Source organism: Amycolatopsis magusensis (assembly GCF_017875555.1).
In the GTDB taxonomy this organism is placed as follows: Bacteria; Actinomycetota; Actinomycetes; order Mycobacteriales; family Pseudonocardiaceae; genus Amycolatopsis; species Amycolatopsis magusensis.
This window is the reverse complement of the sequence record NZ_JAGGMS010000001.1, coordinates 6,115,979-6,139,807: the sequence shown is the minus strand read 5'-3', so window position 1 is coordinate 6,139,807 and position 23,829 is coordinate 6,115,979. Positions and strand designations below refer to the sequence as shown.

At 71.8% G+C, this 23,829-nt stretch carries 28 protein-coding genes and 1 pseudogene; 16 read left to right on the top strand and 13 right to left on the bottom strand.

Annotation, left to right across the window (positions count from 1 at the left end; genetic code table 11):
- Positions 1-52: 52 nt before the first annotated feature.
- The 5 genes from JOM49_RS27280 to JOM49_RS27260 are packed head-to-tail and all read left to right on the top strand — an operon-like array spanning position 53 to position 4,314.
- Positions 53-1,372, top strand: coding sequence for a flavin-containing monooxygenase (locus tag JOM49_RS27280; RefSeq protein WP_209667063.1), 1,320 nt, complete (start codon positions 53-55; stop codon positions 1,370-1,372).
- Positions 1,369-1,995 (top strand): TetR/AcrR family transcriptional regulator, encoded by a 627-nt coding sequence (locus JOM49_RS27275; RefSeq protein ID WP_209667062.1) that lies wholly within the window; start codon positions 1,369-1,371, stop codon positions 1,993-1,995. Before JOM49_RS27280 ends, JOM49_RS27275 begins: the two co-directional genes overlap by 4 nt.
- Positions 1,992-2,861, top strand: coding sequence for an alpha/beta hydrolase (locus tag JOM49_RS27270; RefSeq protein WP_245369494.1), 870 nt, complete (start codon positions 1,992-1,994; stop codon positions 2,859-2,861). The genes JOM49_RS27275 and JOM49_RS27270 overlap by 4 nt, the downstream gene beginning before the upstream one ends.
- Positions 2,858-3,547: an acetoacetate decarboxylase family protein gene (locus JOM49_RS27265; RefSeq protein ID WP_209667061.1), complete on the top strand. Its 690-nt coding sequence runs from the start codon at positions 2,858-2,860 to the stop codon at positions 3,545-3,547. Before JOM49_RS27270 ends, JOM49_RS27265 begins: the two co-directional genes overlap by 4 nt.
- Positions 3,544-4,314, top strand: a complete 771-nt coding sequence (locus tag JOM49_RS27260) for an SDR family NAD(P)-dependent oxidoreductase (protein ID WP_209667060.1) — start codon at positions 3,544-3,546, stop codon at positions 4,312-4,314. Before JOM49_RS27265 ends, JOM49_RS27260 begins: the two co-directional genes overlap by 4 nt.
- Here the strand turns inward: JOM49_RS27260 and JOM49_RS27255 are convergent.
- Positions 4,298-4,735, bottom strand: a complete 438-nt coding sequence (locus JOM49_RS27255; protein WP_209667059.1) for a YybH family protein — start codon at positions 4,733-4,735, stop codon at positions 4,298-4,300. The genes JOM49_RS27260 and JOM49_RS27255 overlap by 17 nt on opposite strands.
- A gap of 132 nt (positions 4,736-4,867) precedes the next feature.
- On the bottom strand, positions 4,868-6,115 hold the full coding sequence (locus JOM49_RS27250) for an MFS transporter (protein WP_308158890.1): 1,248 nt from the start codon (positions 6,113-6,115) through the stop codon (positions 4,868-4,870).
- A 98-nt stretch (positions 6,116-6,213) separates the two neighbouring features.
- Between JOM49_RS27250 and JOM49_RS27245 the strand changes: the two genes are divergently transcribed.
- The 4 genes and pseudogenes from JOM49_RS27245 (at position 6,214) to JOM49_RS43350 (ending at position 9,052) form a co-directional block, all read left to right on the top strand.
- A complete protein-coding gene (locus JOM49_RS27245; RefSeq protein ID WP_209667058.1) occupies positions 6,214-7,101 on the top strand; it encodes a carbon-nitrogen hydrolase family protein in 888 nt (295 codons plus the stop codon).
- A complete protein-coding gene (locus JOM49_RS27240; protein ID WP_209667057.1) occupies positions 7,098-7,463 on the top strand; it encodes a YciI family protein in 366 nt (121 codons plus the stop codon). Before JOM49_RS27245 ends, JOM49_RS27240 begins: the two co-directional genes overlap by 4 nt.
- Positions 7,460-8,653 (top strand): annotated as a pseudogene (locus JOM49_RS27235) (RNA polymerase sigma factor); the annotation flags it as partial. The gene JOM49_RS27240 and the pseudogene JOM49_RS27235, both read left to right, overlap by 4 nt.
- A 3-nt stretch (positions 8,654-8,656) precedes the next feature.
- On the top strand, positions 8,657-9,052 hold the full coding sequence (locus tag JOM49_RS43350) for an NUDIX hydrolase (protein ID WP_245370979.1): 396 nt from the start codon (positions 8,657-8,659) through the stop codon (positions 9,050-9,052).
- On the opposite strand, the gene JOM49_RS27230 is transcribed toward JOM49_RS43350, so the two are convergent.
- Genes JOM49_RS27230 through JOM49_RS27220 form a run of 3 tightly spaced genes read right to left on the bottom strand, consistent with a single transcriptional unit; the run spans position 9,045 to position 11,114 of the window.
- The gene (locus tag JOM49_RS27230) at positions 9,045-10,259 is read right to left on the bottom strand and encodes an RNA polymerase sigma factor (protein WP_209667055.1); all 1,215 of its coding nucleotides are present in this window, start codon (positions 10,257-10,259) and stop codon (positions 9,045-9,047) included. The genes JOM49_RS43350 and JOM49_RS27230 overlap by 8 nt on opposite strands.
- Entirely contained in the window at positions 10,259-10,606 is a 348-nt protein-coding gene (locus tag JOM49_RS27225; protein ID WP_209667054.1) for a YciI family protein, read from the bottom strand. Before JOM49_RS27225 ends, JOM49_RS27230 begins: the two co-directional genes overlap by 1 nt.
- A 43-nt stretch (positions 10,607-10,649) precedes the next feature.
- Positions 10,650-11,114, bottom strand: a complete 465-nt coding sequence (locus JOM49_RS27220; protein ID WP_209667053.1) for an Lrp/AsnC family transcriptional regulator — start codon at positions 11,112-11,114, stop codon at positions 10,650-10,652.
- A gap of 94 nt (positions 11,115-11,208) precedes the next feature.
- On the opposite strand from JOM49_RS27220, the gene JOM49_RS27215 reads away from it, so the two are divergent.
- Both JOM49_RS27215 and JOM49_RS27210 read left to right on the top strand, forming a co-directional pair.
- The gene (locus JOM49_RS27215; RefSeq protein WP_209667052.1) at positions 11,209-12,054 is read left to right on the top strand and encodes a TIGR03619 family F420-dependent LLM class oxidoreductase; all 846 of its coding nucleotides are present in this window, start codon (positions 11,209-11,211) and stop codon (positions 12,052-12,054) included.
- Positions 12,051-12,467 (top strand): nucleoside deaminase, encoded by a 417-nt coding sequence (locus JOM49_RS27210; RefSeq protein ID WP_209667051.1) that lies wholly within the window; start codon positions 12,051-12,053, stop codon positions 12,465-12,467. The genes JOM49_RS27215 and JOM49_RS27210 overlap by 4 nt, the downstream gene beginning before the upstream one ends.
- On the opposite strand, the gene JOM49_RS27205 is transcribed toward JOM49_RS27210, so the two are convergent.
- From JOM49_RS27205 to JOM49_RS27195, 3 genes are read right to left on the bottom strand one after another with little or no spacing between them, the layout of a single operon-like run.
- Positions 12,461-13,603: a glycosyltransferase gene (locus JOM49_RS27205; protein ID WP_209667050.1), complete on the bottom strand. Its 1,143-nt coding sequence runs from the start codon at positions 13,601-13,603 to the stop codon at positions 12,461-12,463. The genes JOM49_RS27210 and JOM49_RS27205 overlap by 7 nt on opposite strands.
- 20 nt (positions 13,604-13,623) lie before the next feature.
- Positions 13,624-14,118 (bottom strand): SWIM zinc finger family protein, encoded by a 495-nt coding sequence (locus JOM49_RS27200; RefSeq protein ID WP_209667049.1) that lies wholly within the window; start codon positions 14,116-14,118, stop codon positions 13,624-13,626.
- On the bottom strand, positions 14,115-15,767 hold the full coding sequence (locus JOM49_RS27195) for a DEAD/DEAH box helicase (protein ID WP_308158889.1): 1,653 nt from the start codon (positions 15,765-15,767) through the stop codon (positions 14,115-14,117). The genes JOM49_RS27200 and JOM49_RS27195 overlap by 4 nt, the downstream gene beginning before the upstream one ends.
- 140 nt (positions 15,768-15,907) lie before the next feature.
- Between JOM49_RS27195 and JOM49_RS27190 the strand changes: the two genes are divergently transcribed.
- Positions 15,908-16,399: a GNAT family N-acetyltransferase gene (locus tag JOM49_RS27190; protein ID WP_209667047.1), complete on the top strand. Its 492-nt coding sequence runs from the start codon at positions 15,908-15,910 to the stop codon at positions 16,397-16,399.
- Between the two features lie 311 nt (positions 16,400-16,710).
- Here JOM49_RS27190 and JOM49_RS27185 read toward each other — a convergent pair whose 3' ends face one another.
- Together JOM49_RS27185 and JOM49_RS27180 are read right to left on the bottom strand one after the other, a co-directional pair.
- The gene (locus JOM49_RS27185) at positions 16,711-17,208 is read right to left on the bottom strand and encodes a VOC family protein (protein WP_209667046.1); all 498 of its coding nucleotides are present in this window, start codon (positions 17,206-17,208) and stop codon (positions 16,711-16,713) included.
- A 34-nt stretch (positions 17,209-17,242) separates the two neighbouring features.
- On the bottom strand, positions 17,243-18,223 hold the full coding sequence (locus tag JOM49_RS27180; RefSeq protein ID WP_209667045.1) for an AraC family transcriptional regulator: 981 nt from the start codon (positions 18,221-18,223) through the stop codon (positions 17,243-17,245).
- Positions 18,224-18,371: 148 nt separating this feature from the next.
- On the opposite strand from JOM49_RS27180, the gene JOM49_RS27175 reads away from it, so the two are divergent.
- Positions 18,372-19,259, top strand: coding sequence for an NmrA family NAD(P)-binding protein (locus tag JOM49_RS27175; protein ID WP_209667044.1), 888 nt, complete (start codon positions 18,372-18,374; stop codon positions 19,257-19,259).
- Between the two features lie 36 nt (positions 19,260-19,295).
- Complete coding sequence (locus JOM49_RS27170) at positions 19,296-19,784, top strand: anthrone oxygenase family protein (protein WP_209667043.1); 489 nt, start codon at positions 19,296-19,298, stop codon at positions 19,782-19,784.
- Here JOM49_RS27170 and JOM49_RS27165 read toward each other — a convergent pair.
- Entirely contained in the window at positions 19,766-20,542 is a 777-nt protein-coding gene (locus JOM49_RS27165) for an alpha/beta fold hydrolase (RefSeq protein WP_209667042.1), read from the bottom strand. The genes JOM49_RS27170 and JOM49_RS27165 overlap by 19 nt on opposite strands.
- 126 nt (positions 20,543-20,668) lie before the next feature.
- Between JOM49_RS27165 and JOM49_RS27160 the strand changes: the two genes are divergently transcribed.
- Positions 20,669-21,220: a PadR family transcriptional regulator gene (locus JOM49_RS27160; RefSeq protein ID WP_209667041.1), complete on the top strand. Its 552-nt coding sequence runs from the start codon at positions 20,669-20,671 to the stop codon at positions 21,218-21,220.
- A gap of 2 nt (positions 21,221-21,222) precedes the next feature.
- On the opposite strand, the gene JOM49_RS27155 is transcribed toward JOM49_RS27160, so the two are convergent.
- Both JOM49_RS27155 and JOM49_RS27150 read right to left on the bottom strand, forming a co-directional pair.
- Entirely contained in the window at positions 21,223-22,320 is a 1,098-nt protein-coding gene (locus tag JOM49_RS27155; RefSeq protein ID WP_209667040.1) for a winged helix DNA-binding domain-containing protein, read from the bottom strand.
- Positions 22,321-22,331: 11 nt separating this feature from the next.
- Positions 22,332-22,754, bottom strand: coding sequence for a VOC family protein (locus tag JOM49_RS27150; protein ID WP_209667039.1), 423 nt, complete (start codon positions 22,752-22,754; stop codon positions 22,332-22,334).
- Positions 22,755-22,858: 104 nt separating this feature from the next.
- Here JOM49_RS27150 and JOM49_RS27145 point away from each other — a divergent pair, with 104 nt between their 5' ends.
- Entirely contained in the window at positions 22,859-23,809 is a 951-nt protein-coding gene (locus JOM49_RS27145; RefSeq protein WP_209667038.1) for a helix-turn-helix transcriptional regulator, read from the top strand.
- The last annotated feature ends 20 nt before the right edge of the window (positions 23,810-23,829 follow it).

Here is a 23,829-nt window from a genome sequence, read left to right as displayed (position 1 = left end):
AGGCGTCCGCAGCAATTGACACGTGTCAAATGGGCTCGTAGCGTGGGTCGGCATGACCACGCGGACGTGTCTGATCGGGGCGGGCCTGAGCGGGCTCTGCGCCGGGAAGATGCTGACGGACTACGGCGTGCCCTACGAGTGCTTCGAGTCCTCGGACCGGATCGGCGGCAACTGGGCGTTCGGCAACCCCAACGGCCATTCCAGCGCGTACCGGTCGCTGCACATCGACACCTCGAAGCACCGGCTGTCCTTCATGGACTTCCCGATGCCGGAGCACTTCCCCGACTTCCCGCACCACTCGCAGATCAAGGAGTACCTGGAGCGGTACGCGGAAGCGTTCTCCCTCAAGGACAACATCCATTTCGAGACGCCGGTGGAGCACGCGCGGCGGCGCCCCGGCGGAGGCTGGGAGATCCGGACCGGTGACGGCGAGGTGCGTTCGTTCGACGCGCTGGTCGTCGCGAACGGCCACCACTGGGATCCGCGGTTCCCCGATTTCCCCGGCGAGTTCAGCGGCGAGGTCCTGCACTCGCACCACTACGTCGATCCGGGTGACCCGCTGGAGATCCGCGGGAAGCGGGTGCTCGTGGTCGGTCTCGGCAACAGCGCCGCCGACATCACCGTCGAACTTTCCCAGCGGGCGCTGGACAACACCGTGGTGCTCTCGACCCGCTCGGGGGCGTGGATCGTGCCGAAGTACATCATGGGCGTGCCCGCCGACCGGCTCTTCGCCACCTCGCCCCACCTCCCGCTGTCCTGGCAGCGGCGGCTGGCCCGCCACGGCCCGCGGTTGCTCACCGGGCGGCCGGAACGCTTCGGCCTGCCCACGCCGGACCACCACTTCCTCGAAGCGCACCCCACCCAGTCGCAGGAACTGCCGCTGCGCTTCGGCTCCGGGGACGTGACCGCGAAGCCCGACATCAGCCGCCTGGACGGCGATCGCGTGCACTTCACCGACGGCACCTCCGCCGAGTTCGACGTGATCATCTACGCGACCGGGTACAACATCTCGTTCCCGTTCTTCGACCCCGAGTTCCTCAGCGCGCCGGACAACCGGTTCCCGCTCTACAAGAGGATGTTCAAGCCGGGGCTGGGCGATCTGGCGTTCATCGGTTTCGCGCAGGCGACACCGACGCTCTTCCCGTTCGTGGAGTGCCAGGCGCGGCTGCTCGCGGCCTGGCTCGCGGGCACCTACCGGCTCCCGGACGAGCCGGAGATGCGGCGGGTCCTCGCCGAGGACGAGCGGCGGTTCGTCGCGCACTTCGCCGACCGGCCGCGGCACACCCAGCAGGTCGACTACTTCATCTACGAGCACGACATCCGCACCCGGGAACTGCCCGCGGGACTGGCGCGGGCGAGGAGGACGGCATGAGCCCGGCGAAGGACCAGGTACTGGACCGCCGTGGCCCCAACCGGGGTGATCAGCGGCGTAAGGCCCTGCTGGGCGCGCTCGACGAACTGCTGCGTGAAGACACCTTCGCCGCGATCAACGTGCGCGACATCGCGCTGCGCGCCGAGGTCACGCGTTCGGCTTTCTACTTCTACTTCGAGAACAAGGCGATCGCCGTCGCGGCCCTGTGCGACGAGATGTACCAGGAGGCGTTCACCGCGGGCACCGAGTTGCTCTCCGCGGAAGGCGCTCCCGAGGACCGGATCCGCCGCACGATGGCCGGGCTGTTCGACGCCTGGACCAAGCACCGGCACGTCTTCCGCGCGATGCTCGACGCCCGCGACGCCGACCGGACCGTGCGCGAACTGTGGGACCAGGACCGGGAATCCTTCGTGCCGCAGGTCGCGTCCATGATCGAGCAGGAACGCGCGGCGGGTCACGCGCCGGACGGTCCCGATGCCGCGCTGCTCGCCACCGTCCTGCTCGAACTCAACGACCGTGCGCTGGAACGACTTTCCCGCGGCAGCGCGTCGGTGCCCGCCGAAGCGCTGCTGGACACGCTGGTCACCGTGTGGCTGCGGACGATCTATGGCAGCTGCCCATGACCGTCACCTTCACCGTCGAAGGCGCCACCTGCCTGGGCCGGCGGTTCCCGGCCGAATCCGACGATTTGCGCTCCGCGGACGGCGTGCCCTGTGTGGTCATGGCCCACGGGTTCGGCGCGACCCGCGACAGCGGCCTCGATGCCTTCGCCGCCGAGTTCGCCCGCGCCGGGCTGGACACGCTCGCCTTCGACTACCGCGGTTTCGGTGAAAGCGGGGGCGAACCGCGGCAGTCGGTGTCGGTCGCACGCCAGCTCGCCGACTACCGCGCGGCGGTGGCCACGGCTCGCGGGCTCGACGGCGTGGATGCCCGGCGGATCGTGTTGTGGGGCGCTTCCCTGTCGGGCGGGCATGTCCTGGTGACGGCGGCCCGTGATGCCGAGGTGGCGGCGACCGTGGCCCTGGTGCCGCTGGTCGACGGCCTCGCCGCGGTCCGCCACGCGGTCGGGAGCCACCCGCCTGCGGCCATGGCTCGTTCGGCGGTGACCAGCTTGGTGGCGCGGCGAAGCGTGCGATTGGTGGGCCCGCCGGGATCCGGCGCGCTGCTGTCGTTGCCGGGACAGCTCGAGGCGTACACGGCGATGGCCGGGCCGAGCTGGCGCAACGAGATCGATCCGCGGGCGATGGTGGAGATCGCGCGGTACCGGCCGTCGAGGCAGGCGCGGGCGGTCCGTGGTCCGCTGCTGGTCCAGATCGCCGACCTCGACCGGATGAGCCCGCCCCAGTCCGCCGCCAAGGCCGCGGTGGCCGGGCGGGCCGAGGTGCGCCGGTACCCGTGCGACCACTTCGACGTCTTCCCCGGCAACCGGTGGTTCCGGCTCGCCGTCGACCACCAGCTCGCGTTCCTGCGGCGAAAGGTACGGCCGTGACGACCCACATGATCCAGGGGCAGCCGGTGACGCTGCCGGTCCGGATCCGCGATGCCACGGCGTGCGCGGCGACCTTCGCCGTGCGCGCGACCGCCGTGCGGCCGTTGCTGCGCTACGCCGGGGTGGACCTGGTCGAGCCGGTGCCCGGACGGGCGCTGTGTTCGCTGGTCTTCGTCCGCTATCTCGACGGCGATCTGGGGCCGTACCACGAGTTCGGCGTGGCCTACCTCATCCGCTCCCCCGCCGGACGCGGGTTCGGCGCGTTCATCCACTGGCTGCCGGTCAACCAGCCGTTCACGCTCGAAGCGGGCCGCACCATCTGGGGCTTCCCGAAGGAGATGACCGACATCGAGCTGCGGCTGGCCGGGCGCACGAAGAGCTGCGTGGTGCGGGCGGACGGGCGGTTCGCCATGGGGTTGCTGGTCAAGCCCGGTGTTCCGGTGCCCAGTGGCGCCGCGGCCACCTCCATCGACGCCTACACCTGCCTGGACGGCGTGCTCCGGCGGACGCCTTGGGAACTGCGGGCGTCCGGGGTGCGGGCCCGTCCGGGCGGCGCCGAGGTCCGGCTCGGCGACCATCCGATCGCTGCCGAACTCCGCTCCATCGGGCTGCCCAGGCGTGCGTTGTCCGCCAACGTCATCGGCCGGATGCGGATGACCTTCGGCGAGGCGGAGGTCGTGCGGTGACCGGCACGGCGCTGGTCACCGGCGCGGCCAGCGGCCTGGGCAGGCTGGCCGCCCTGCGCCTGGCCGCGGCGGGCAGGCCGGTGGCGGCCCTGGACATCGACGGCGGCAACCTCGCCGCCACCGCGTGGCGGGCACCCGCAATGCGCGGCTATCAGTGCGATGTCGCGGACGAGAGCGCGGTCCGGGAAGCGGTCGCGTCGGCGTCGGCGGAACTCGGCCCGATCGACCTGGTCATCCACGCCGCCGGGCTCTGCCGGATCGGCCGCGCGCTGGACCAGCCATTGGACGAGCTGCGCCGGGTGCTCGACACCAATTACCTCGGCACCGTGCACCTGGCTCGCGCCGTGGTGCCGCCGATGATCGACGCCGGGCGCGGCACGGTGGTCGTGTTCGGCTCGCTCGCCGGCTGGCTGCCCTCGCCCCGGCTCGCCGCCTACTCGGCGTCGAAGGGCGCGGTGCACGCCTACTGCGAGGTGCTCGCCATGGAGACCGCGGGCACCGGCGTGCGGGTGCTGTGCGCGTGCCCGGACCATGTGGAAACGCCGCTGGCCGCCGGGGTCCGGGCCGCTGATCCCGGGGTGCTCGGCGATCGCGCGGGCGCCGAGCCCGGCGCTGTGCTGGACGCGGTCGACCGTGCCATCGCGGACCCGGGTGCGCCGCTGTTCGTCTTCCCCGGCTTCGGCACGCGCCAGCTCTGGCGCGCCCGCCGGTTCGTCCCGGGTCCGCTCAGGCAGGTCATCGCCCGCTACGTCAAGCCGGCTCACTGACCTCGACCGACGAGGTGTGGTCCCACGCGATCCGCCAGCCGTCGGGCCGGCGCCGCCACACCAGGGAACTCGTGGCCCGCAGGACGGTTTCGGTCGCGTCGGCGGCCACCAGGCGGGCGATGAAGATCAGGCGTGAGGTGGCGAGGTCGCCGGACACCAGCACGTGCGGTCCGTCGGCGAGTTCGTGGTAGGCGGCGGCGAGCCCGCTGAACACCGGCTCCCACCACGAGCGGTACTCCTCGGCGCTGCGCGCCACCCGGTGCGCGGGATCGGCGTCGTCGTAGAGCAGCAGGTCCTGCGCGGTCCAGTCGTAGAACTCGCCCTGCACCTTGCGGAAGTCGAAGGGCGGGTCGCCGTGTTCGCGATCCCAGCCCCGCAACCAGTGCGCGTGTGCCGTCGCCACGGTTTCGAAGTCGTCCATGCACTTAGCGTGGCGAAACCGCGGTGACGCGAGAAGGCCGCGCCTATCCTGGGAGCGGCACACCCAGGGGAGGGTTCATGCCGATGCCGACTTCGGTGCCCGGCCAGTGCCGCGCACTGCTCGAACCGGACGTCACCGTCGAATACGTCCTGCCGGGCACGATGATCTTGGCGCACGGGGTCGGTGGCGGGCGGCGCGGCGCGCGATGGCCGGTGTGGCCAGGATGAGCAGGCCCGCGAGGGCGAGGGCGGTGCGCGGGCCGGTGGCCGCGGCGAGGGCGCCCCACAGCGCGGTCAGCGCGGCGGTGGTGATCTTGGCGGTGACCGACCACGCCGACAGGGTGCGCATCACCCGGTCCGCCGGGACCTGGCCGAGCCGGTAGGTGGCGAACACCGGGTTGAACACGCCCATCGAGGTGATCAGCCCCAGTTCGACCACGATGACCAGCAGCAGGCCGGTGGGTCCGGGGTGGACGAACGCGAGCCCGACGGGCCAGCACACGCGCAGCAGGCCCGCGGTGCGCAGGACCCGGTCGTGCCCGAAGCGCGCGACGAGCCTGCGGGAGAGCCGCGAGCCGAGCAGGCCGCCGACGCAGGGCACGGCGAACGCGAGGCTGTACTGCCACGGCGCGAAGCCGAGTTCGCCGAGCATCAGCACGGCCAGCACCGGCTGCGGCGCCAGGATCAGGCCGTTGACCAGGACCGTGTCGACGAACAACCGCCGCAGCTTGAGGTGGGTCAGGATGAACCGCCAGCCTTCGACCAGGTCTCTGCCACGCGGTGGACCGCCGGTGCGCGCGGGCGGTGGTTCGCCGCCACCGATCGCGCGGATGCCCAGCGCCGAGAGCAGGTAGCCCGCCGCGTTGCCCAGGACCGCGGCGACCGGGCCGAACCAGCCGATCGCGGCCGCGCCGAGCGGGGGCCCGAGCACGGTGGCGGTCCAGTTCGTGGACTCGAACCGCCCGTTGGCCACCAGCAGGTCCGCCGGGGGCAGCAGGGCCTTGAGGTAGGCGCCGCTCGCGGCCTGGAAGGTGATGTCGGCCGCGGCGGAGACCACGGAAACGACCAGCAGCTGGGCGAAACTCAGCCGGCCGGCGAGGTAGGCGGCGGGCACGCTCAGCATGGCCGCGAACCGGATGAGGTCCATGCCGATCATCACCGGGCGTTTGCGGCGGAACTCCACCCACGGGCCGAGCGGGAGCGCCACCACCGCGCCCGCCACCAGGCCCGCCGCGGCGAGCAGCGAAACCTCGGCCGGGCCGGCTTCCAGCGCGACGATGGCGATCAGGGTGAAGGCGTTGAGCGCGAACCGGGTGCCGAAGGTGCTGACCGCGTACGCCGCCCACAACCACCCGAACCGCCGCCCCAGTCGCTCCCGCACGCGGTGATCCAAGCAAGCCGCCGCGCGCGGCTCAAACAACCGGAAGTTGGTCTCCCACAACTCGGTTGCCCGTGCCGGGGCCCGGCTGTGATTCTCCGATGGTGCCGAAACTCAAGGTGGCGACCTGCCAGTTCCCGGTGAGCGCGGATATCGCGCGCAACACCGGCTACGTCCGGCGGCAGATGCGGACCGCGCGTCAGCGGGGCGCGCGGGTGGCGCACTTCCCGGAATGCGCGCTGTCCGGTTACGCGGTCGCCGATTTCGAGAGTCACGACGGATTCGACTGGCCCGCGCTGGAGGACGCGGTCGGCCGGATCGGGGAGCTGGCCGCGGAACTGCGGATGTGGGTGGTTCTCGGGTCGGCCCACCGGTTGAGCGAGGGCAACAAGCCGCACAACAGCCTGTACCTCATCGACGACGCGGGCGAGCTGGTCGACCGCTACGACAAGCGGTTCTGCGCTTCGGTGGATCTGGCGCACTACTCCCCCGGCGACCACCGGAGCGTGTTCACCATCGACGGGGTCCGCTGTGGAGCGTTGATCTGCTACGAGTACCGGTTTCCCGAGCTGTACCGCGAATACCGGCGGGAGGGCGTCGAGCTGGTCTTCCACTCCTACCACGCGGGCAACGTCCCGGCGGGCGAGCTGGCGGACCGGCCCTATCCCGCGGCCACCATGCCGCCGTCGATGATCGCCGCGGCCGCGGCCAACCACGTCTGGATCAGCTGCCCGAACTCCTCGGCGCCGGAGAGCTGCTGGGGTGCGTTCTTCGTGCGCGCGGACGGCATCATCACCGGGCGCCTGCCCCGCAACCGGGCGGGGGTGCTGGTGTCCGAAGTGGACACCAGCACCGCGTTGTACGACTCGACGGCGCGGTGGCGGGGCCGGGCGATGGACGGCGTGCTGCACAGCGGCGACCTCGTGGACGACCCGCGCTCGCGGGCGAGGACCGGCTTCGGTCCGCGAACTGGCAGACTCGGCTCGTGAAGTACCTGATCCTGATCTACAGCAACCCGGAATCCCGTGAGCTGTGGCAAGCGTTCTCCGCCGACGAGCGGGCCGAGGGGTGGAGCGCGTACGAGGCGCTCAACCGCGAACTCACCGCCTCGGGCGAGCTGGTCGTCACCGAGCCGCTCGACCAGGTGCGCACCACCCGGGTGCTGGCGCGCGACGGCAGGGCGATCACCACCGACGGCCCGTTCGCCGAGGTCAAGGAGCAGCTGGCCGGGTTCTACCTGGTCGACTGCGCCGACGAGCAGCGCGCGGTGGAGATCGCCGCCAAGGTGCCCGAAGCCGCGTTCGGCCTGGTCGAAGTGCGTCCGGTGCTGGCCATGCCCGGGATGGCATGATCGAGGACCTGCTGCGTGAGCTGGCGCCGCGGGTGCTGGGCGCGCTGGTCCGCCACCACGGCGGGTTCGACACCTGCGAGGACGCGGTCCAGGAGGCCTTGCTCGCGGCCGCGTTGCAGTGGCCGGAGCAGGGTGTGCCGTCGAATCCGGTGGGCTGGCTGATCACCGTCGCCTCCCGCCGGTGGACCGAGCAGTGGCGCAGCGACACCGCGCGCCGCCGTCGTGAGGAGACGGTGTTCGCGCGGACCCCGGCCGATCCGGTCGTGGTGCCTGATGCCGACGACACGCTGACCCTGCTGTTCCTGTGCTGTCACCCGTCGCTGACCCCGGTCTCGCAGGTGGCGCTGACCCTGCGGGCGGTCGGCGGGCTGACCACCGCGGAGATCGCGCGGGCGTTCCTGGTCCCGGAATCGACGGTGGGCCAGCGCATCAGCCGCGCCAAGAAGCAGATCAAGGCGGGTGGCGCCCAGTTCAAGATGCCGCCGGAGGGGGAACGGGCCGAGCGGCTCGCCTCCGTGCTCGGCGTGCTCTACCTGATCTTCACCGAAGGCCACACCGCCAGTTCCGGCGCCGAACTGCACCGCGTGGACCTCACCGCCGAGGCGATCCGCCTGACCCGGCAGCTCCACGCGAGCCTGCCCGGCGACGGCGAGGTCGCCGGTCTGCTGGCGCTGATGCTGCTCACCGACGCGCGCCGCCCGGCCCGCACCCGCGCCGACGGCGCCCTGGTCCCGCTCGCCGAGCAGGACCGCACGCTCTGGTCGTCGAGCATGCTCGCCGAAGGCACCGAACTGCTCACCCACGCGCTGGCGTCCGCGCCGATCGGGCCGTACCAGCTGCAGGCCTCGATCGCCGCCGTGCACGGGGAAGCCGCCCGTGCCGAGGACACCGACTGGCCGCAGATCCTGACCCTGTACGGCTTGCTGCACACCCTCGCGCCCGGCCCGATGGTCACGCTCAACCGGCTGGTCGCGTTCGCCATGGTCCACGGCCCGCGGGCGGCGCTGGAGCGGCTGGCCGAAGCCGAGGCGGAACCGGCGCTGGCCGGGCACCACCGGCTGGCCGCGGTCCGCGCGCACCTGCTCGAGCTGGCCGGTGCGCACGACGCCGCGCGGGAGCACTACCGTCTCGCGGCGGCGCGCACGCTCAGCGAGCCCGAACGGCGTTATCTCGAAGACAAGGCGGGGAGCCCGATGACCATCGACAAGATCGCCTGGATCCACCTGCGCGACGGCAGGATCCTCGGCGCCCGCTCGCGCGGCAAGGACACCTACTACCTGCCCGGCGGCAAGCGCGACCCCGGCGAGACCGATCTGCAGACCCTGGTCCGGGAGATCGAAGAGGAACTGGCGGTCACCATCGTGCCCGGCAGCGTCGCCGCGGCGGGCACCTTCAGCGCGCAGGCCCACGGCAAGAGCGCCGGGACCGAGGTGCGGATGACCTGCTACACCGCCGACTACGAGGGCACGCTGCGCGCCAGCCAGGAGGTCGAGGAGATCGGCTGGCTGACCTACGCCGATCGTGACCGCCTCTCCCCCGTCGGCCGCCTGGTCTTCGACCACCTGCACGAGGCCGGGCTGCTCAAGTGAGTGCGGCCCGCCGCTGGGTCAGCAGCCGTCGCTCGGCGGCGTTCTCCGTCAGCGAGAGCGCCCGGTCGTAAGCTTCGGCGGCCTCCGCGCGGCGGCCGAGCCGTCGCAGCAAATCGGCGCGCACGGCGTGGAACAGGTAGTAGGCACCCAGGTCGAGTTCGTCCACAAGGGACAGTGCGGTGGCCGGGCCGGAGCGCTCGGCGACCGCGATCGCCCGGTTCAATGCCACCACCGGGCCCGGGCTGAGCGCCAGGAGCTGGTCGTAGAGCTGGACTATCTGGGCCCAGTCGGTGTCCGCGGCGGTGGGCGCGTCGCTGTGCACGGCGTTGATCGCGGCCTGGAGCTGGTAGGGCCCTGGCCGGTTGCGGCGCAGGCACCGGCGGACGAGGTTCTGGCCTTCGTCGATCAGCGCGCGGTCCCAGCGGCCGCGGTCCTGGTCGGCGAGCAGCACCAGGTCACCGCCGGTCGTGGTGCGTGCGGGCCGTCGTGACTCGGTCAGCAGCATCAGCGCGAGCAGGCCCAGCACCTCGGGTTCGTCCGGCATCAGCTCGGCCAGCAGCCTGCCCAGCCGCACCGCCTCCGCGCACAGGTCCTCGCGGACGAGCCGGTCGCCGGAGCTGGCCGAGTAGCCCTCGTTGAAGATCAGGTAGACCACGGTGAGCACGGCACGCAGCCGGGCGGGCAGGTCGGCCTCGTGGGGCACGCGATACGGGATGCCCGCCTTGCGGATCTTGCCCTTGGCGCGGACCAGCCGCTGCGCCATGGTCGGCTCGGGCACCAGGAAGGCGTGGGCGATCTCGGTGGTGGTGAGCCCGCCGAGCAGGCGCAGGGTGAGCGCCACCTGCGCCGGGACGGCCAGCGACGGGTGGCAGCAGGTGAAGATCAGGCGCAGCCGGTCGTCGCGCACGGGTCCCTCCTCCGGTGGTTCCTCGCCGGCGTGCAGCCTGCCGAGGCGCACCGCCTCGGCGTGCCGGTACTCGCGGGTGGCTTCGCGGCGGTGGCGGTCGATCCCGCGGTTGCGGGCGGTGGTGATGATCCAGCCCGCCGGGCTCGGCGGGAGCCCGGCCGATGGCCAGCGGCGCACGGCCTCGCCGAACGCGTCCTGGACCGCTTCCTCGGCGAGGTCGATGTCGCCGAAGAAGCGGACCAGCACGGCGACGGCGCGGCCGTACTCCTCGCGGAAGACCCGCTCGATCTCCGCGTGCATCAGGCCCGGTCGTGGAAAGGCCGGACCTCGATCGGCAACCCGAGGACCCGCGTCAGCCTGCCCGCCCACTTCAGGGCCTCGTCGAGGTCGGCGGCGCGCAGGACGGTGAACCCGCCGACGTGCTCCTTGCCTTCGACGTAGGGCCCGTCGGTCACCACCACTTCGCCGTCCTTGACGCGGACCACCGAGGACGCGTCCGGGTCGTGCAGCCCGCCGGCGAACACCCACACCCCCGCGGCGCGCATCTCGTCGTTGAGCGCGGTCAGTTCGCGCATGATCGGTTCCAGCACCTCGGGCGGTGGCGGGTCGCCGACGGGCTGCTGGATGTTGAGCAGGTACTGCTGCACGGGTTCCTCCTCGTGTTGGTTCTCACCCCCTACACGAGCGGGCTCAGCCCGGATCGACACCCGGCGGTGCCTGGGGTCCGCGGTAGGGCAGGGTCTGGCTGTAGACCACGTTGGTGGTGGTGCTGCCGAACTGCGCCAGGTCGTCGATGAGCCGTTCGAGGTGGGCCATCGAACCGGCGGCGACCTTGAGCGTGTAGCAGTCGTCGCCGGTGGTGCGCAGGCATTCGAGGATTTCCATGCGCTCGCCGAGCAGTTTGTGCAGCGGGCCGTGCTTGCTGCCGGGGTACTTCAGCCGGACGACCGCGAGCACGGGGTAACCCGCCTTGCCGAGGTCGACGGTGGCGCGGTAGCCGGTGATCACGCCCGCCGCTTCGAGCCGCTTCACCCGCTCGGTGGTCGCCGACGCGCTGAGGTTGACCCGCTTGCCCAGTTCGGTGAGCGGGATCCGGCCGTCCTGCTGGACTTCGATCAGGATGGCCCAGTCGGTCGCGTCGAGATTCTCGGTCACCGGCCGAAGATACCGGCAGATCCACGGCGAGGGCCGCGATACGGCGTGAAGATCCTCTTCCCCGTTCGTGGGTCGCGCTCCTAGCCTTGAGCCCGTGCGAATAGGTGTCAATGTCCCCAATTTCGGCCCGGGTACCGATCCCGGTCAGCTGCGCGCCTGGGCGCAGCTGGTCGAGGGCCTCGGTTACGACCTGCTGATGGTCTCCGACCACCTGGTGGTCACCCCCGACGTGGCCGAGCAGTACCCCCCGCCGTTCTACGAGCCGTTCACCACGTTGTCGTGGCTGGCGGGCCTGACCAGCCGCGTGCGGCTGGGCACCACAGTCCTGCTGGCGCCGTACCGGCACCCGCTGCTGACCGCGCGGATGGCCGCCAACCTCAACGAGTTCAGCGGCGGCCGCCTGGTGCTGGGCATGGCGGTCGGCTGGGCGCGGCAGGAGTTCGCGGCGCTGGACGTGCCCTACGAGCGGCGCGGGAAGCTCACCGACGACTACCTGCGGGCGATGCGCGAGGCGTGGGAGAACAAAGAGGACTACCGCACCGAGCAGATCCCGCTGTGGATCGGCGGAAACAGCGACGCCGGCATCCGGCGGGCCGCGCGCCTGGGCGACGCCTGGCACCCGCTGCGGAACACGATCCCGTGGTTGCGCGACGGGCTGGTGAGGCTGGGTGAGGCCGCCGCGGCGGAAGGCCGTCCGGCGCCCGCGTTCGCGCCGCGCATCATCCTGCGCCTGACCGACGCCCCGATCGAGGGTCCCGAGCGGCTGGCGGGCGAGGGCACGATCGAGCAGATCGTCGGCGATCTCGAAGAGTTGCGGCGCCTAGGTGCCGAAACCGTGGTGCTGGACCCGTTCGGCGGCGATCCTGAGGAGACCCGCCACCCGCAGACCGCCTGGCACGCGCTCGCGGCCGTGGCCGACAACTGGGAGCTGACCCGATGACCGAAGAAGAACTGCTGCGCCGCGCGATCGGCCTCGCGGCGAAGGCCCGCGAGGGCGGCAACCCGCCGTTCGGCTCGCTGCTGGCCGGGCCGGACGGCACCGTGCTCGCCGAGGACCACAACACCTCGCTGACCGACGGCGACATCACCGCCCACCCGGAGCTGAAGCTGGCGCGGTGGGCGGCGCAGAACCTGGACGCGGAGACCGCGGCGAAGACCACCCTGTACACCAGTTGCCAGCCGTGTGGCATGTGCGCGGGTGCCCTCGAGCGGTCGGGGCTGGGCCGGGTGGTTTTCGCGCTGTCCAACGAACAACTGCTCGGCCTCAAGCCCGGTGGCGGGTTCGCGCCCGTGCCGCAGGAAGGCCCCGCGCTCTACGAGGAGGCCCGGGTCCCGGTCGAGGGCTACTACTGAGCCCGCACCAGGTCCTCCAGTAACCGGACGGCGTGGGTGGCGTCGGGCAGGCCGGCGATCTCCTCGCGCAGGATCCCGGCCGCCTGGCGGTAGCCGTCTTCGTGCAGGACGTCCTCGGTCGCGGCGGCGATCTCGGCCGGGGACGCGGTCATCACGTCGAGCACTCTGGCCACCCCGAGCTGGGCACAGCGTTCGGCGTTGTGCGGCTGGTCGGCGCCCATCGGCAGCAGCACCATCGGCATCCCGTGGGCGAGCGCGCCGAGCACGCTGCCCGATCCGCCGTGGGACACCATCGCCGTGCACCACGGCAGCAGGCTCGCCTGGGGGATGTACCGCTCGATCCGCACCGAGTCCGGCTGGGGCCCGAACTCGTCGGGGTCGATGTGGGGGCCGACGGTCATCACCACGTTGAGCGGCAGTTCGCGCAGTCCGGTGAGCACGCGGTGGAACAGGTCGCCGGATTCGGTGTTGAACACGGTCCCGAGGGTGAAGTAGATCGTGGGTGCGTCGGTGCGCAGCCAGTCGGGGGCGGGCACGTCGGGGACCACGGGGTCGAAGGTGAGCGACCGCGCGGTCGGCGGCAGCGGGAACGCCGGGTCGCGGTAGCTGGGCGGGAACGGGGAGAGCACGAGGTGCCTGCCCAGCATCGCCATCTCCGGGTCCGGGCCGAGCCCGTGGCGGGCCCGCAGTTCGTCGAGCGGCTCACCGACCAGGCCGGGCCGGATCAGGGAACCGGCGGCGATGACCAGCACGGTGGCGTGCGGCAGGCCGAGGCTTTCCGCGGCGACCACCGCGCCGAAGTCGGCTTCGTCGCACACCACCACGTCGGCTCGCCAGGAACGGCAGACCTCGATGACGCGCGGGCAGCGTTCGCCGGCGATCCGGCGCGCGTATCCCTCGCGTATCGCCTGTTCCTCCCGGTCGAGATCGATTTCGGCCAGGGGCTGGCGTTCGCGGGAGCCGAAGGTGTCACCGCCGGTGTCGAACGCGGTGAAACCCGCGGCCCGCACGGTTTCCAGCAGTGCCGTCTGCCCGGCGAAGGCGATCTGGTGACCGGCGGCTTCGGCGGCCCTGGCGATCGGCGTGAGCGGGTTGAAGTGGCCGGTGCCCCCGGCGAAGGTGAACAGGATGCGCACCCCGCCGATCCTGGCACGGTTCAGCCGCCGTAGAAGGTGTCCGGGTCGATCAGCCCGAGCGGGATGCGGCTGGCGTCCCTGGCCGGGGCGTGGCCGGTGAGCCCGCGCAGCACCACCGCGAGGCGCGGACGTTCGTCGAGCCTTCGGGCCACTTCGTAGAAGGTGGCCAGTGCGTGCAGGCACGGGTTGCGGCGCTGGGCGCAGTCGCAGTCCGCGCGCACCTCGCTCATGCCGGGCAGATCGGCGTGCACGGCGTCGGGCAGGTCGTCCCCGCGAAGCTTCTCGCGGGCGGTTTCGAGCGTGGCGGCGTCCCACTGCGGCACGGTGATCCGCACCCGGTGCCCCTCGACCGCGGAGGTGACCACCCCGGGCACCAAGCCGACCTCCCGCACCTGTTCCCGGCGTGCCAGCGACCGGGCCTTGGGCAGGCGCGAGTCCGGGCGGGTGACCGACGTCGGCTCGGCCAGGCGCACCCAGTCGCGGCCCCAGACGGTGATGCCGAATTCCCCGCTCATCGGCGCGCGCCCGGTTCGAGCACTTCGCGCAGCCGTTCGTCGGACAGCTTCGCCAGGTCCTTCTCGATGGTGCGGGTCTCGCCGGTGGCGATCCCGGCCAGGTCGCGTTTCCCGGCGTGGAGCTCGGCGATCGTCTCCTCCAGCGTGCGTTCGGTGAGCAGGGTGTGCACGGTGACCGCGCGGGTCTGGCCGATGCGGTGGGCGCGGTCGCTGGCCTGGTCCTCGACCGCGGGGTTCCACCACCGGTCGTAGTGCACGACGTGGGTGGCGCGGGTGAGGTTGAGCCCGAACCCGGCCGCGCGCAGGCTCAGGATCAGCACCGGCGGCGCCTGGTCGTCCTCCTGGAACCGGCGGATCAGTTCTTCGCGTGCGGGCAGGGAAAGCCCGCCGTGCAGGAACGGCGCGCCGAGGTGCCTGCCGAGCATCTCGCCGGTTTCGCGGTACTGGGTGAACACCAGCGCGCGGTCGCCGTTGTCCGCGATCTCGGCGAGCATCTCGGTGACGCGGTCGAGCTTGCCCGAGCGGCCGTCGAGCTGCTCGGCCGTGGGCTCGGGGTGGTTGCAGATCTGCTTGAGCCGGGTGAGCAGGGCGAGGATGCGGCCGCGGCGTTCGATGCCGGAGCCGAGGCCGTCGCGGAAGGCGTCGTCCATGCTCGCGCGGTAGCGGCGTTCCTGTTCGGCGGTCATCCGGCAGACCACGGTGACTTCGAGCTTGGGCGGCAGTTCGGGCGCGACCTCGGTCTTGCGGCGGCGCAGGATGTGCGGTCCGACGATCTCGTGCAGGCGCACGGCGGCCGCGCTGGAGCGCCGTTGCTCGACGGCGGTGGCGAACCGGCGCCGGAAGCGGACGCGGGTGCCGAGCACGCCGGGGTTGGTGAACGCGAGCAGCGACCAGAGTTCGTCGAGCCGGTTCTCCACCGGTGTGCCGGTCATCGCCACCCGCAGCCGGGCGTCGAGCGTGCGCGCGGCACGGGCGGTCTGCGAGTCGGGGTTCTTGATCTGCTGGGCTTCGTCGAGCACCACCACGTCCCACGCGATCGCGGCGAGCCGTTCGGCGGCGGAGCGCATGCGGCCGTAGCTGATGAGTTCCACCGAGCCGGGTTCGTGGCCGCCGATGGTGATCTCGGGGGCGAACTTCGCGAGTTCGCGGGCCCAGTTGCCCAGCAGCGAGGTCGGGCAGACCACCAGGTGCGGCCCGGCGCGGCGGGCCGCGAGCAGGGCGATGGCCTGGACCGTCTTGCCGAGGCCCATTTCGTCGGCGAGCACCCCGCCCCCGTCGGCGGCCTGGAGCCACGCCACCCCGGCGCGCTGGTAGGGCCGCAGCGCGATGCCCTCGGCGGTGAGACTGCGGCGGGCCGCGTCGACGGCGGCCTTGGCGGACCAGATGGTCGTGCCGTCCAGGCCCAGTGCGGCGTGCCCGGCGGTGGGCAGGCCCAGCTCGTCCACCGGAGCACCACGGCGCAACGCGGCGGCGATCCGCGACCACGCGTGCACCGACTCCCCCGCGTCAGGCCGCGGGGCCCATTCGGCCAGTGCGGTCAGCGCCGGTTCCGGTGCGACGAGGACCGCCGGAACCTCGGCTGGGATGACGTCGCCGTCCACCGGAAGCGCGAGACGCAGGTTCGCCGGCTCACCCTCGGGTAACCCCACCCGGGACACGGCGGCCGCCGGATTGTCAACCCCCCACCAGGCGAATTTTTCGGCTTCCACGACAAAACAGGCTTGAAGCCGCCCTGGCAGTACTAGGGTCATCGGTTGATCAGCTTAGCGACGAGACGACCGGAGCGCTGGTGCTTGCCGAAATCGCCCTGCGGGCCTGGACTCCCGACGACGCCGAGTGGTACGTGCGGCAGATCGCCGACCCGGAGATCCGCCGGTTCACCACCGAGCCCGCCACGCTGACCGTGGAGGATTTCCGCAAAGCGCTCGACCGGCTCACCAGCTCCGACGACGAACTCGGCTGGGTCGCCGTGGACCCGCTTTCCGGTGAGCGGCTGGCCAACGTCGCCGCCGTGCGCAACGGCGACACCGCGATCGTCAGCTACTGGGTGACCCGGGACGCCCGCGGCAAAGGCGTGGCGACGCAGGCACTGGACGAACTGTGCGCCCGCGCGCTGACCATCTGGCCGATCACCGAATTCCGCCTCTACACCCACGCCGACAACCTCGCCTCGCAGCGAGTCGCGGAGAAAGCGGGTTTCCACCGCATGGACGGCATGCCCACCCAACGCGAGGTATACGGCCAGAAGTGGCCGGTGCGCTGGTTCGAACGCCTCCGCTAGCCCGCTTCTTCGCGCTGTCGGCTGCTTCGGGGCAGCCGCCGCGGGCACCAGCTGATCAGCCCAGTGCCCGCCACCGGGGCTGATCAGCACTGCCGCGACGGTGGCCGCGGGCCGGTCGGCAACGCCCGCCATGCGTCGCCGCCGGGCGGTGGCGGCACTGCCGTAATGGTGGTTGCGGGCCAGCGCCGCCCGCGATGGTGGCCGCCGCCGGGCGCGAGGCTGGTCAGCCGCAACGGTGGCCACTGGCGCGGCCGTCCGGCGGCCGTGATGGGGCCGCCGGACGGGGGCTGGAGGGTGCCGCTGCGGGGTGGCTATTGGTTGAGGGTGGCCAGGTCGGCGCTTTGCAGGTACGCCATGGCGGCCATCCATTCCGGGTCGGTGGCGCGGCGTTCGAGTTCGTCGGGGTCCACGTCCTCGACGCGGGTGTGCACCCACCACAGGTTGTCGAAGGGGTCGAGCACCCGGCACACCCGGTCGCCGAAGGGCGCGGTGGTGGGCCGGGTGAACGAGCGTCCGCCGGCGTCCAGGGCGCGCTGGTAGGTGGCGTCGCAGTCGGCCACGTACAGGCGCAGGAAGCTCCTCGTGTCCGGCCAGTCGGGGCGCTTGTCGAAGGCCATCACCATGGCGTCCCCGATCCTGAACTCGGCGTGCCCGATGTAGCCGTGTTCGTCGGCGACGCGGAACACTTCTTCGGCGCCGAAGGCCGCGGTGACGAACTCGATCAGCTTGCCGGTGTCGGCCGAGATGATCCACGGGGTGACGGTGGTGTACCCGGCGGGAACCCCGTTCACGGCGGCGGTCTTGCTCATGTCGTTTCTCCTCGGTGTCGTGGTGCACACCAAGTTAGAAGGCAAGTAGGTCAACTTCTGTCCTACTTCTCTCGCGAATGCGGACCGACCCCGGCGACACCCCCATCACCCGTTTGAACGCGCGACTGAACGCGGCCTCGGACTGGTAGCCGAGCTTGCCCGCCAGTTCGGCGACGGTGGCGCCGTCCTCCCGCAGGGTGCTCAGCGCGACGTTCATCCGCCACCGGGTCACGTAGTGCATCGCGGGCTCGCCGACCAGTTCGGTGAACCGGGCGGCGAACGCCGAGCGCGACATGGCCAGCTCGTCGGCCAGCGCGGCGACCGTCCAGTCGCGGGCGGCGTCGCGGTGGATGAGCGAGATCGCCCGCCCGATCTGGCGGTCCTGCAGGGCGCCGAGCCAGCCGGTGCGCGCCACCGGGTCGGTCTCCATCCAGGACCGGATCGCCTGGATGACCAGGATGTCCGACAGCCGGGTGATCACCGTTTCGCCGCCGGGGCGTGGCTGGGCGGCCTCGGCGATCATCAGCCGCAGACTGCTCTGCAGCCACTCGGCGTGCGGGGAGTCGGCCGCGGCCACGTGGATCAGCCGCGGCAGCAGTTCGAGCAGTCTGCTGGCCGCGGGGTGGTCGAAGCGGACCGCGCCGCAGATGATCCCGCCCACCGTGCCGCCGCCACCGTGGTGCAGGATCGCGTACCGGTCGCTGACGTACTCGTGCGGCAGCGACTGGATCGCGGTGGGCCGGAGCTCGGGGTCGGTCCAGAGGGTGTGCCCGCGGCCGTGTGGCACGAGCGCCAGGTCGCCGGGGCGGAGTTCGCGCGGCTCGGCACCCTCGACCGCCAGCGTGCAGCTGCCCGCGGTCATGACGTGGAACCACACGCAGTCCCGGATCGCCGGGATGGTCACGCTCCACGGGTCGCTCAGCTCGGAACGGCAGTAGAACGCGCCGCTCATCCGCAGGAAGTGCAGTGCTTCGCCGAGTGGATCCGCCGGCGCGGGGATGTCGCCCGTCTTCATGGTGACCGAGTATGCGGCCCCGGGAGATCGTTCGTCCACGACGGCTGGACGAACGAGCAGGAAACCGCGATGCACGGTCATGGTTTGTCCAGCAGTGCCCGGCCATAGTTGGACGCACAGCAAGGAACCATCCACCAAGGAGGACCAGATGATCACCGTTCTGGGCGCGACCGGGAACACCGGCGGCAAGATCGCCGAACTGCTGCTGGCGGCGGGCGAATCGGTGCGGGCCGTGGGCCGCTCGGCGGAGCGGCTGGAGCCGTTGCGGGCGGCCGGTGCCGAACTCGCCGTCGGCGACGTGGGTGACGCGGAGTTCCTGACCGAGGCGTTCCGCGGCGCCGACGCGGTCTACACGCTGCTGCACACGGCGCCGGACGTCGAGGACTTCCACGCCGAGCAGGACCGCAAGGGCGAGGCGATCGTCGAGGCGATCCGCCGGGCCGGGGTGCGGCACGTGGTTTCGCTGAGCAGTGTGGGCGCGGAGCGCCCGTCCGGCACCGGGTTCATCACCAGCCTCCACACGCAGGAGCGCCGCCTGCGCGAGCTGGAAAACACCAGCGTGCTGTTGTTGCGGCCGGGGGCGTTCTTCGAGAACTTCCACGCCGTGCTCGGGCTGATCAAGGAGGCCGGGGTCAATGCCGACTCGGTGGCGCCGGAGGCGAAAATCCCGATGATCGCCGCGCGGGACATCGCCGAGGTCGCCGCGGACGCGCTGCGCAAGCGGGACTGGACCGGGGTGGTGGTGCGGGAACTGCTCGGCGAGCGCGACCTCAGCTACCTCGAGGCGACCCGCATCCTCGGTGAGGCGATCGGGCTGCCGCAGCTGCCGTACGTGCCGATGCCGGCCTCGGAGATGGTCGGAACCTTGCGGCAGGCCGGTTTTTCGGCGAATTCGGCGCGGCTGCACGTGGAGATGACGGCCGCGTTCAGCGACGGCACGGTCGCCGCCACCGGCGAGCGCACGGCGGCGAACTCCACACCGACGCGGTTCGAGGACTTCGTGCCCGAACTCGCCCGCGCCTACCGGCAGCTGTGAAAGTCTCCTTCCCCCAGAGCTTTCGAGGAGCCCGTGATGCCTGACGCGCTGATCTCCGCACTGACCTTGGCCGCCGCCGTCGGCGCCGGGCTCAACGGCGGCCTGTTCTTCGTCTTCTCCACCTTCATGATGACCGTGCTCGGCCAGTTGCCGCCCGCCCAGGGCATCACCGCGATGCAAGGGGTCAACCGGCGGATCCTGAACCCGTTGTTCGGCCTGGTTTTCGGTGGCACCACGGTGATCTGCCTGTTCCTCGTGGTGGTCACCCCGTTCACCGGCCAGCCGGGCGGCGGGTGGCGGCTCGGGGGCGCGGTGCTGCTGGTGCTCGGCATGTTCGCCGTCACCATGGTGTTCAACGTGCCGCTGAACAACGCCCTCGACGCGGCGGACGCCGGCAGCGCCGACGGCGTCGCCTTCTGGCGGGATCGGTACCTGTCCCGCTGGACCGCGTGGAATCATCTGCGCACCTTCGCCTGCACCGGTGCCGCCGTCGCGCTGACCATCGCCTACGGGGCCACGGCCTGAGCGGGGGCCCGGCGGATCGGGATGAGCGTGGGTGCCGGGTCGGTGGTCAGGAACCGGGTGACGACCGCGGTGGTCAGCTCGGGCTGGTCCTGCAGGATGGCGTGGGAGGCGCCGGGGATCACCGCCAGTTGCGCGTCGGGCAGCCCCCGGTAGAGGGCCAGTGTGTGCTCGGCGTGGACCAGGTCGTCGTCCGCGGCGACGACCAGGGTCGGGCAGCCCACCCCGCTCAGTTCGTCGGCGGTGCGGGAGGGGTCGGGGTTCGCCGGGTCGGTCAGTTTCCGGAACACCACCGGGAAGTGCGCGGCGCCGTCCGGGGAGACCTCGCCGTAGGAGTCGATCAGTTCCTGCGGCAGCTGCCCGTCCGGGTCGGGCTGCACCAGGAAGCCTTCGGTGGCGAAGGCGGAGCTGATCAGCACCAGCCGGTGCACCAGGTCCGGCCGGCGCAGCGCCACCAGCAGCGCGATGAACCCGCCGTCGCTGTAGCCGACCAGGCGCACCGGCTCGCGCACCACCTGCTCCAGGAACGCGATGGTGTCCTCGGTCATCCGCTGGTGGGTGATCGGCCCCGGGGCGTCGGCGGTGCGCCCGTGGCCGCGGCGGTCGAACCGGAACACCCGGAAGTGCTCGTTGAGCGCGTCCAGGTTCCCGGTGAACTCCCGCGAGTCGCTGAACCCGCCGTGCAGCAGCACCAGCGGCTCGCCCTCCCCGCGCACGTCGTACCAGGTGCGCGTGCCGTCCGACCCGATGTGCTCGCCCATGTGTCCTCCCTCGTCAGAGGGGCGTCTTCGCCCTCACGACGAACCCAAGCACGGCGCACCGACAGTTCCGGATCGAACGGAAGATCGCGCTGAGTAACCTGGGGCCATGATCGGGCGGAACGGCTGATGGCCGCGACCACACGGCTGCTCGTGCTCGGCGCGCTCCGCGAGACCGGGCCGGTGCACGGGTACGACCTGCGCCGCGAGTTGCTGTCCTGGGGCGCGGCGGAGTGGGCCAATGTCGCGCCCGGTTCGATCTACAACGCGCTGAAGTCACTGGAGAAGGAAGAGCTGCTGGAGGTCGTCGGCACCGACCGGCAGGGCGCGCGTCCCGAGCGCACGACCTACCGGCTGACCGACGCGGGTGAGGCGGAGTTCCAGCGGCTGCTGCGGGAGAACCTGTGGGACACCCGCGTGCCGAACCACCCGCTGCTGATCGGCCTGGCGTTCTTCCCCCATTTACCCGCCGACGAGCTGGCTGCGGCGATGCGGCGGCGTGCCGAGGAGCTGCGGGCGCGGGCCGAGTCGATCCGCGACGGGGTCCGGTCGATCCTGGCCGGTGGTCCCATCCCGCGGCACGTCGCCGAGAGCTACCGGTTCGAAGCGGCCCAGCTCGACGGCGAAGCCACCTGGGCGGCCGAATTCGCCGGCCGCCTGGAAAACGGCGACTACGCCTGAGTTCAGCCGGCGAGCTCCACGCGGTCGCTTTCCTTGTCGGACAAGAACGCGGCCAGCGCCGAGCCCTCCTCCATGACCTCCTCGCGTTCGGTCCGGGAGAAGGGCCGCAGTGGGGTGACGAGCACCGTGCCGGTGTCCTTGCCGACGGTCCAGGTCGCCGAGACCCGGCCGTCCACCAGGACGACTCGTTCCCCCGCGATGGAGAGGCCGCGGTGCTCGTCGTCGATGATCCGGACGCGGTCGTGGTAGCCGAGGAGCGCGTTGTCGAACGCCGGCAGGAACCGCACCGGCGCGGGTGTGTCCGCGTCGGGAAGCGGGGCGCCGGGCAGGTCCAGCAGTTCGCGGCCGCGCTCGTCGCGGAAGCTGACCAGTTCGTCGCGGATCGCGGCCACCGCGGCGGGCAGTCCGGCGAGCCCGCTCCAGGCTCGGAGGTCGGCCGTCGCGGCCGGGCCGAAAGCGGCCAGGTAGCGCCGGACCAGCGCTTGTCCGGCCGGATCGGTGCCCTCGGGTGCGGGTGGGGCGACCTCGCGCCCCACCCAGGACGCCAGCGGGAGGTTGCGGACTCCCCCTTTCGCCCGCCACAGCCCGCGCGGGGGCAGCTGCACCATCGGGATCAGGGCCGCGACCAGCAGTTCGCCCAGTGGCCGCGGTCCCGGTTCCGGCCAGCGCTCGGCCACCGCGCGCGCCAGTTCGCTCATCGACCGTGGTTCACCGTCGGCCATGACCGCGTGGCCCGCCGCCGCCAGCTCGCCGAGGTCCACGCCGTCGAGTTCGCGGCGGTAGGTGCCGAGCACGCGCTGGCGGAGCATGGCGTCGTGCCGTGTCCGCCAGGCGAGCACGTCCTCGGTGGTGAGGAGGTGGACGGTGCGGCGCATGAGGTGCGTCCGCACCACTTCACGGCTGGTCAGCAGGTCCGAGAGCACGGACGGGTCGAACCCGCGCACCCGCGACCAGAGCCCGGCGAACGGCTCTTGCGGTTCTTGCGCCTGCAGGCCGCACAGGTGCGCGACGGCGTCGAGCACCGGCAGGTCGGCGCGGTCGAGCAGGAGCTGCCGGTGCAGCGTGGCGCGGTTGAGCGCCCGGGCGGTGAGCACGGTCATGGTGAGGTTCCTCAGCCGTTGTAGTCGCTTACGACGTCCAAGACCCAGACCACGCCGAAGCGGTCCTTGAGCATTCCATAGGCGGGCGCCCAGCCCGCCGGGCCCAGTGGCTGGACGACGGTCGCGCCACCGGAGAGCTTCTCCCAGTAGCCGGTGATCTCCTCGACGCTCTCGCCGCGCACCGAGGCGAAGAACGAGTTCTCGCCGCGGTCGAAGGCCAGGCGCGCGGGCACGTCGTAGGCCATGACGTGGAAGCCGTTGCCCGCGGCGACCTGGCCCCACATCACCTGGTCGGCCTCGTCCGGTTCGTCGAGGTTCCCGGCGTCCTTGTAGGTCACGACGGCGAGGTCACCACCGAAGACCGACTGGTAGAACTCCAGCGCCGCGCGGGCTTCGCCGCGGAAGTTCAGGTGGAGGGTGGTCTTGACCGACATGTCCGGCCCCTTTCGCTGCGACCGGGCTCCCTGCCCGGTCTGTGCTGAACGATGTCAGGGGTAGCGGCCAGGTTGTGTCCTCTTCTTCGGGCAGAATGGACCGCGTGCCGAAAACTTCAGCGCGGCTGCTGGCGTTGCTCTCGCTGCTGCAGGCCCGCCGGGACTGGCCGGGGGCGCTGCTGGCCGAGCGGCTGGACATCAGTCCGCGGACCGTGCGCCGCGATGTCGACCGCCTGCGTGAGCTCGGGTACCCGATCGCGGCCATCAAGGGGCCCGACGGTGGTTACCGGCTCGACGCCGGTGCCGAACTGCCGCCGCTGCTGTTCGACGACGAGCAGGCCGTGGCGCTGGCCGTCGCGCTCCGGATCGCCACCACCAGTGGCGCCGGGATCGAGGAGGCCGCGGCCCGGGCGCTGACCACCGTGCGCCAGGTCATGCCGGCCCGGTTGCGCCGCCGGATCGACACGCTGCAGGTCACCGCGGTGGCCAGGGCGGAGCCGGGGGTGGACAGCGGGGTGCTGCTGGCGCTCAGCGCCGCCGTCCACGCCAGGGAGGTGCTGCGGTTCGACTACCACCGGCAGGCCGAGCCGCGGCGGGTGGAGCCACACCACCTGGTGACCCGGGGCGGCCGCTGGTACCTCGTCGCCTGGGACCTCGACCGGGCGGACTGGCGCACCTTCCGCGTCGACCGGCTCACGCCGCGCACGCCCACCGGGCCGCGGTTCACCCCGCGCGAGGTGCCCGGCGGTGACGTGGCCACGTTCCTGGTGAACCGGTTCCACGGCGCGGACGGTTCGGGCAACTGGCCGTGCCGTGGCGAGGTGATCTTGGACCTCCCGGCCGCCGAAGTGATGCCGTACGCCCGCGACGGGGTGGTCGAAGAACTCGGGCCGGATCGCAGCCGGCTGGTCATGGGCTCGTGGTCGTGGGTGGCGCTGGCGGCCGATCTCGGCCGGTTCGACGCCGATATGCAGGTCGTCGGCCCGGTCGAACTCAGCGAAGCCTTCGAGCACCTGGCCGGGCGCTATGCCCGGGGCGCCCTTGACCTTGAATAGTCAAGCTTGAATAATCTCCG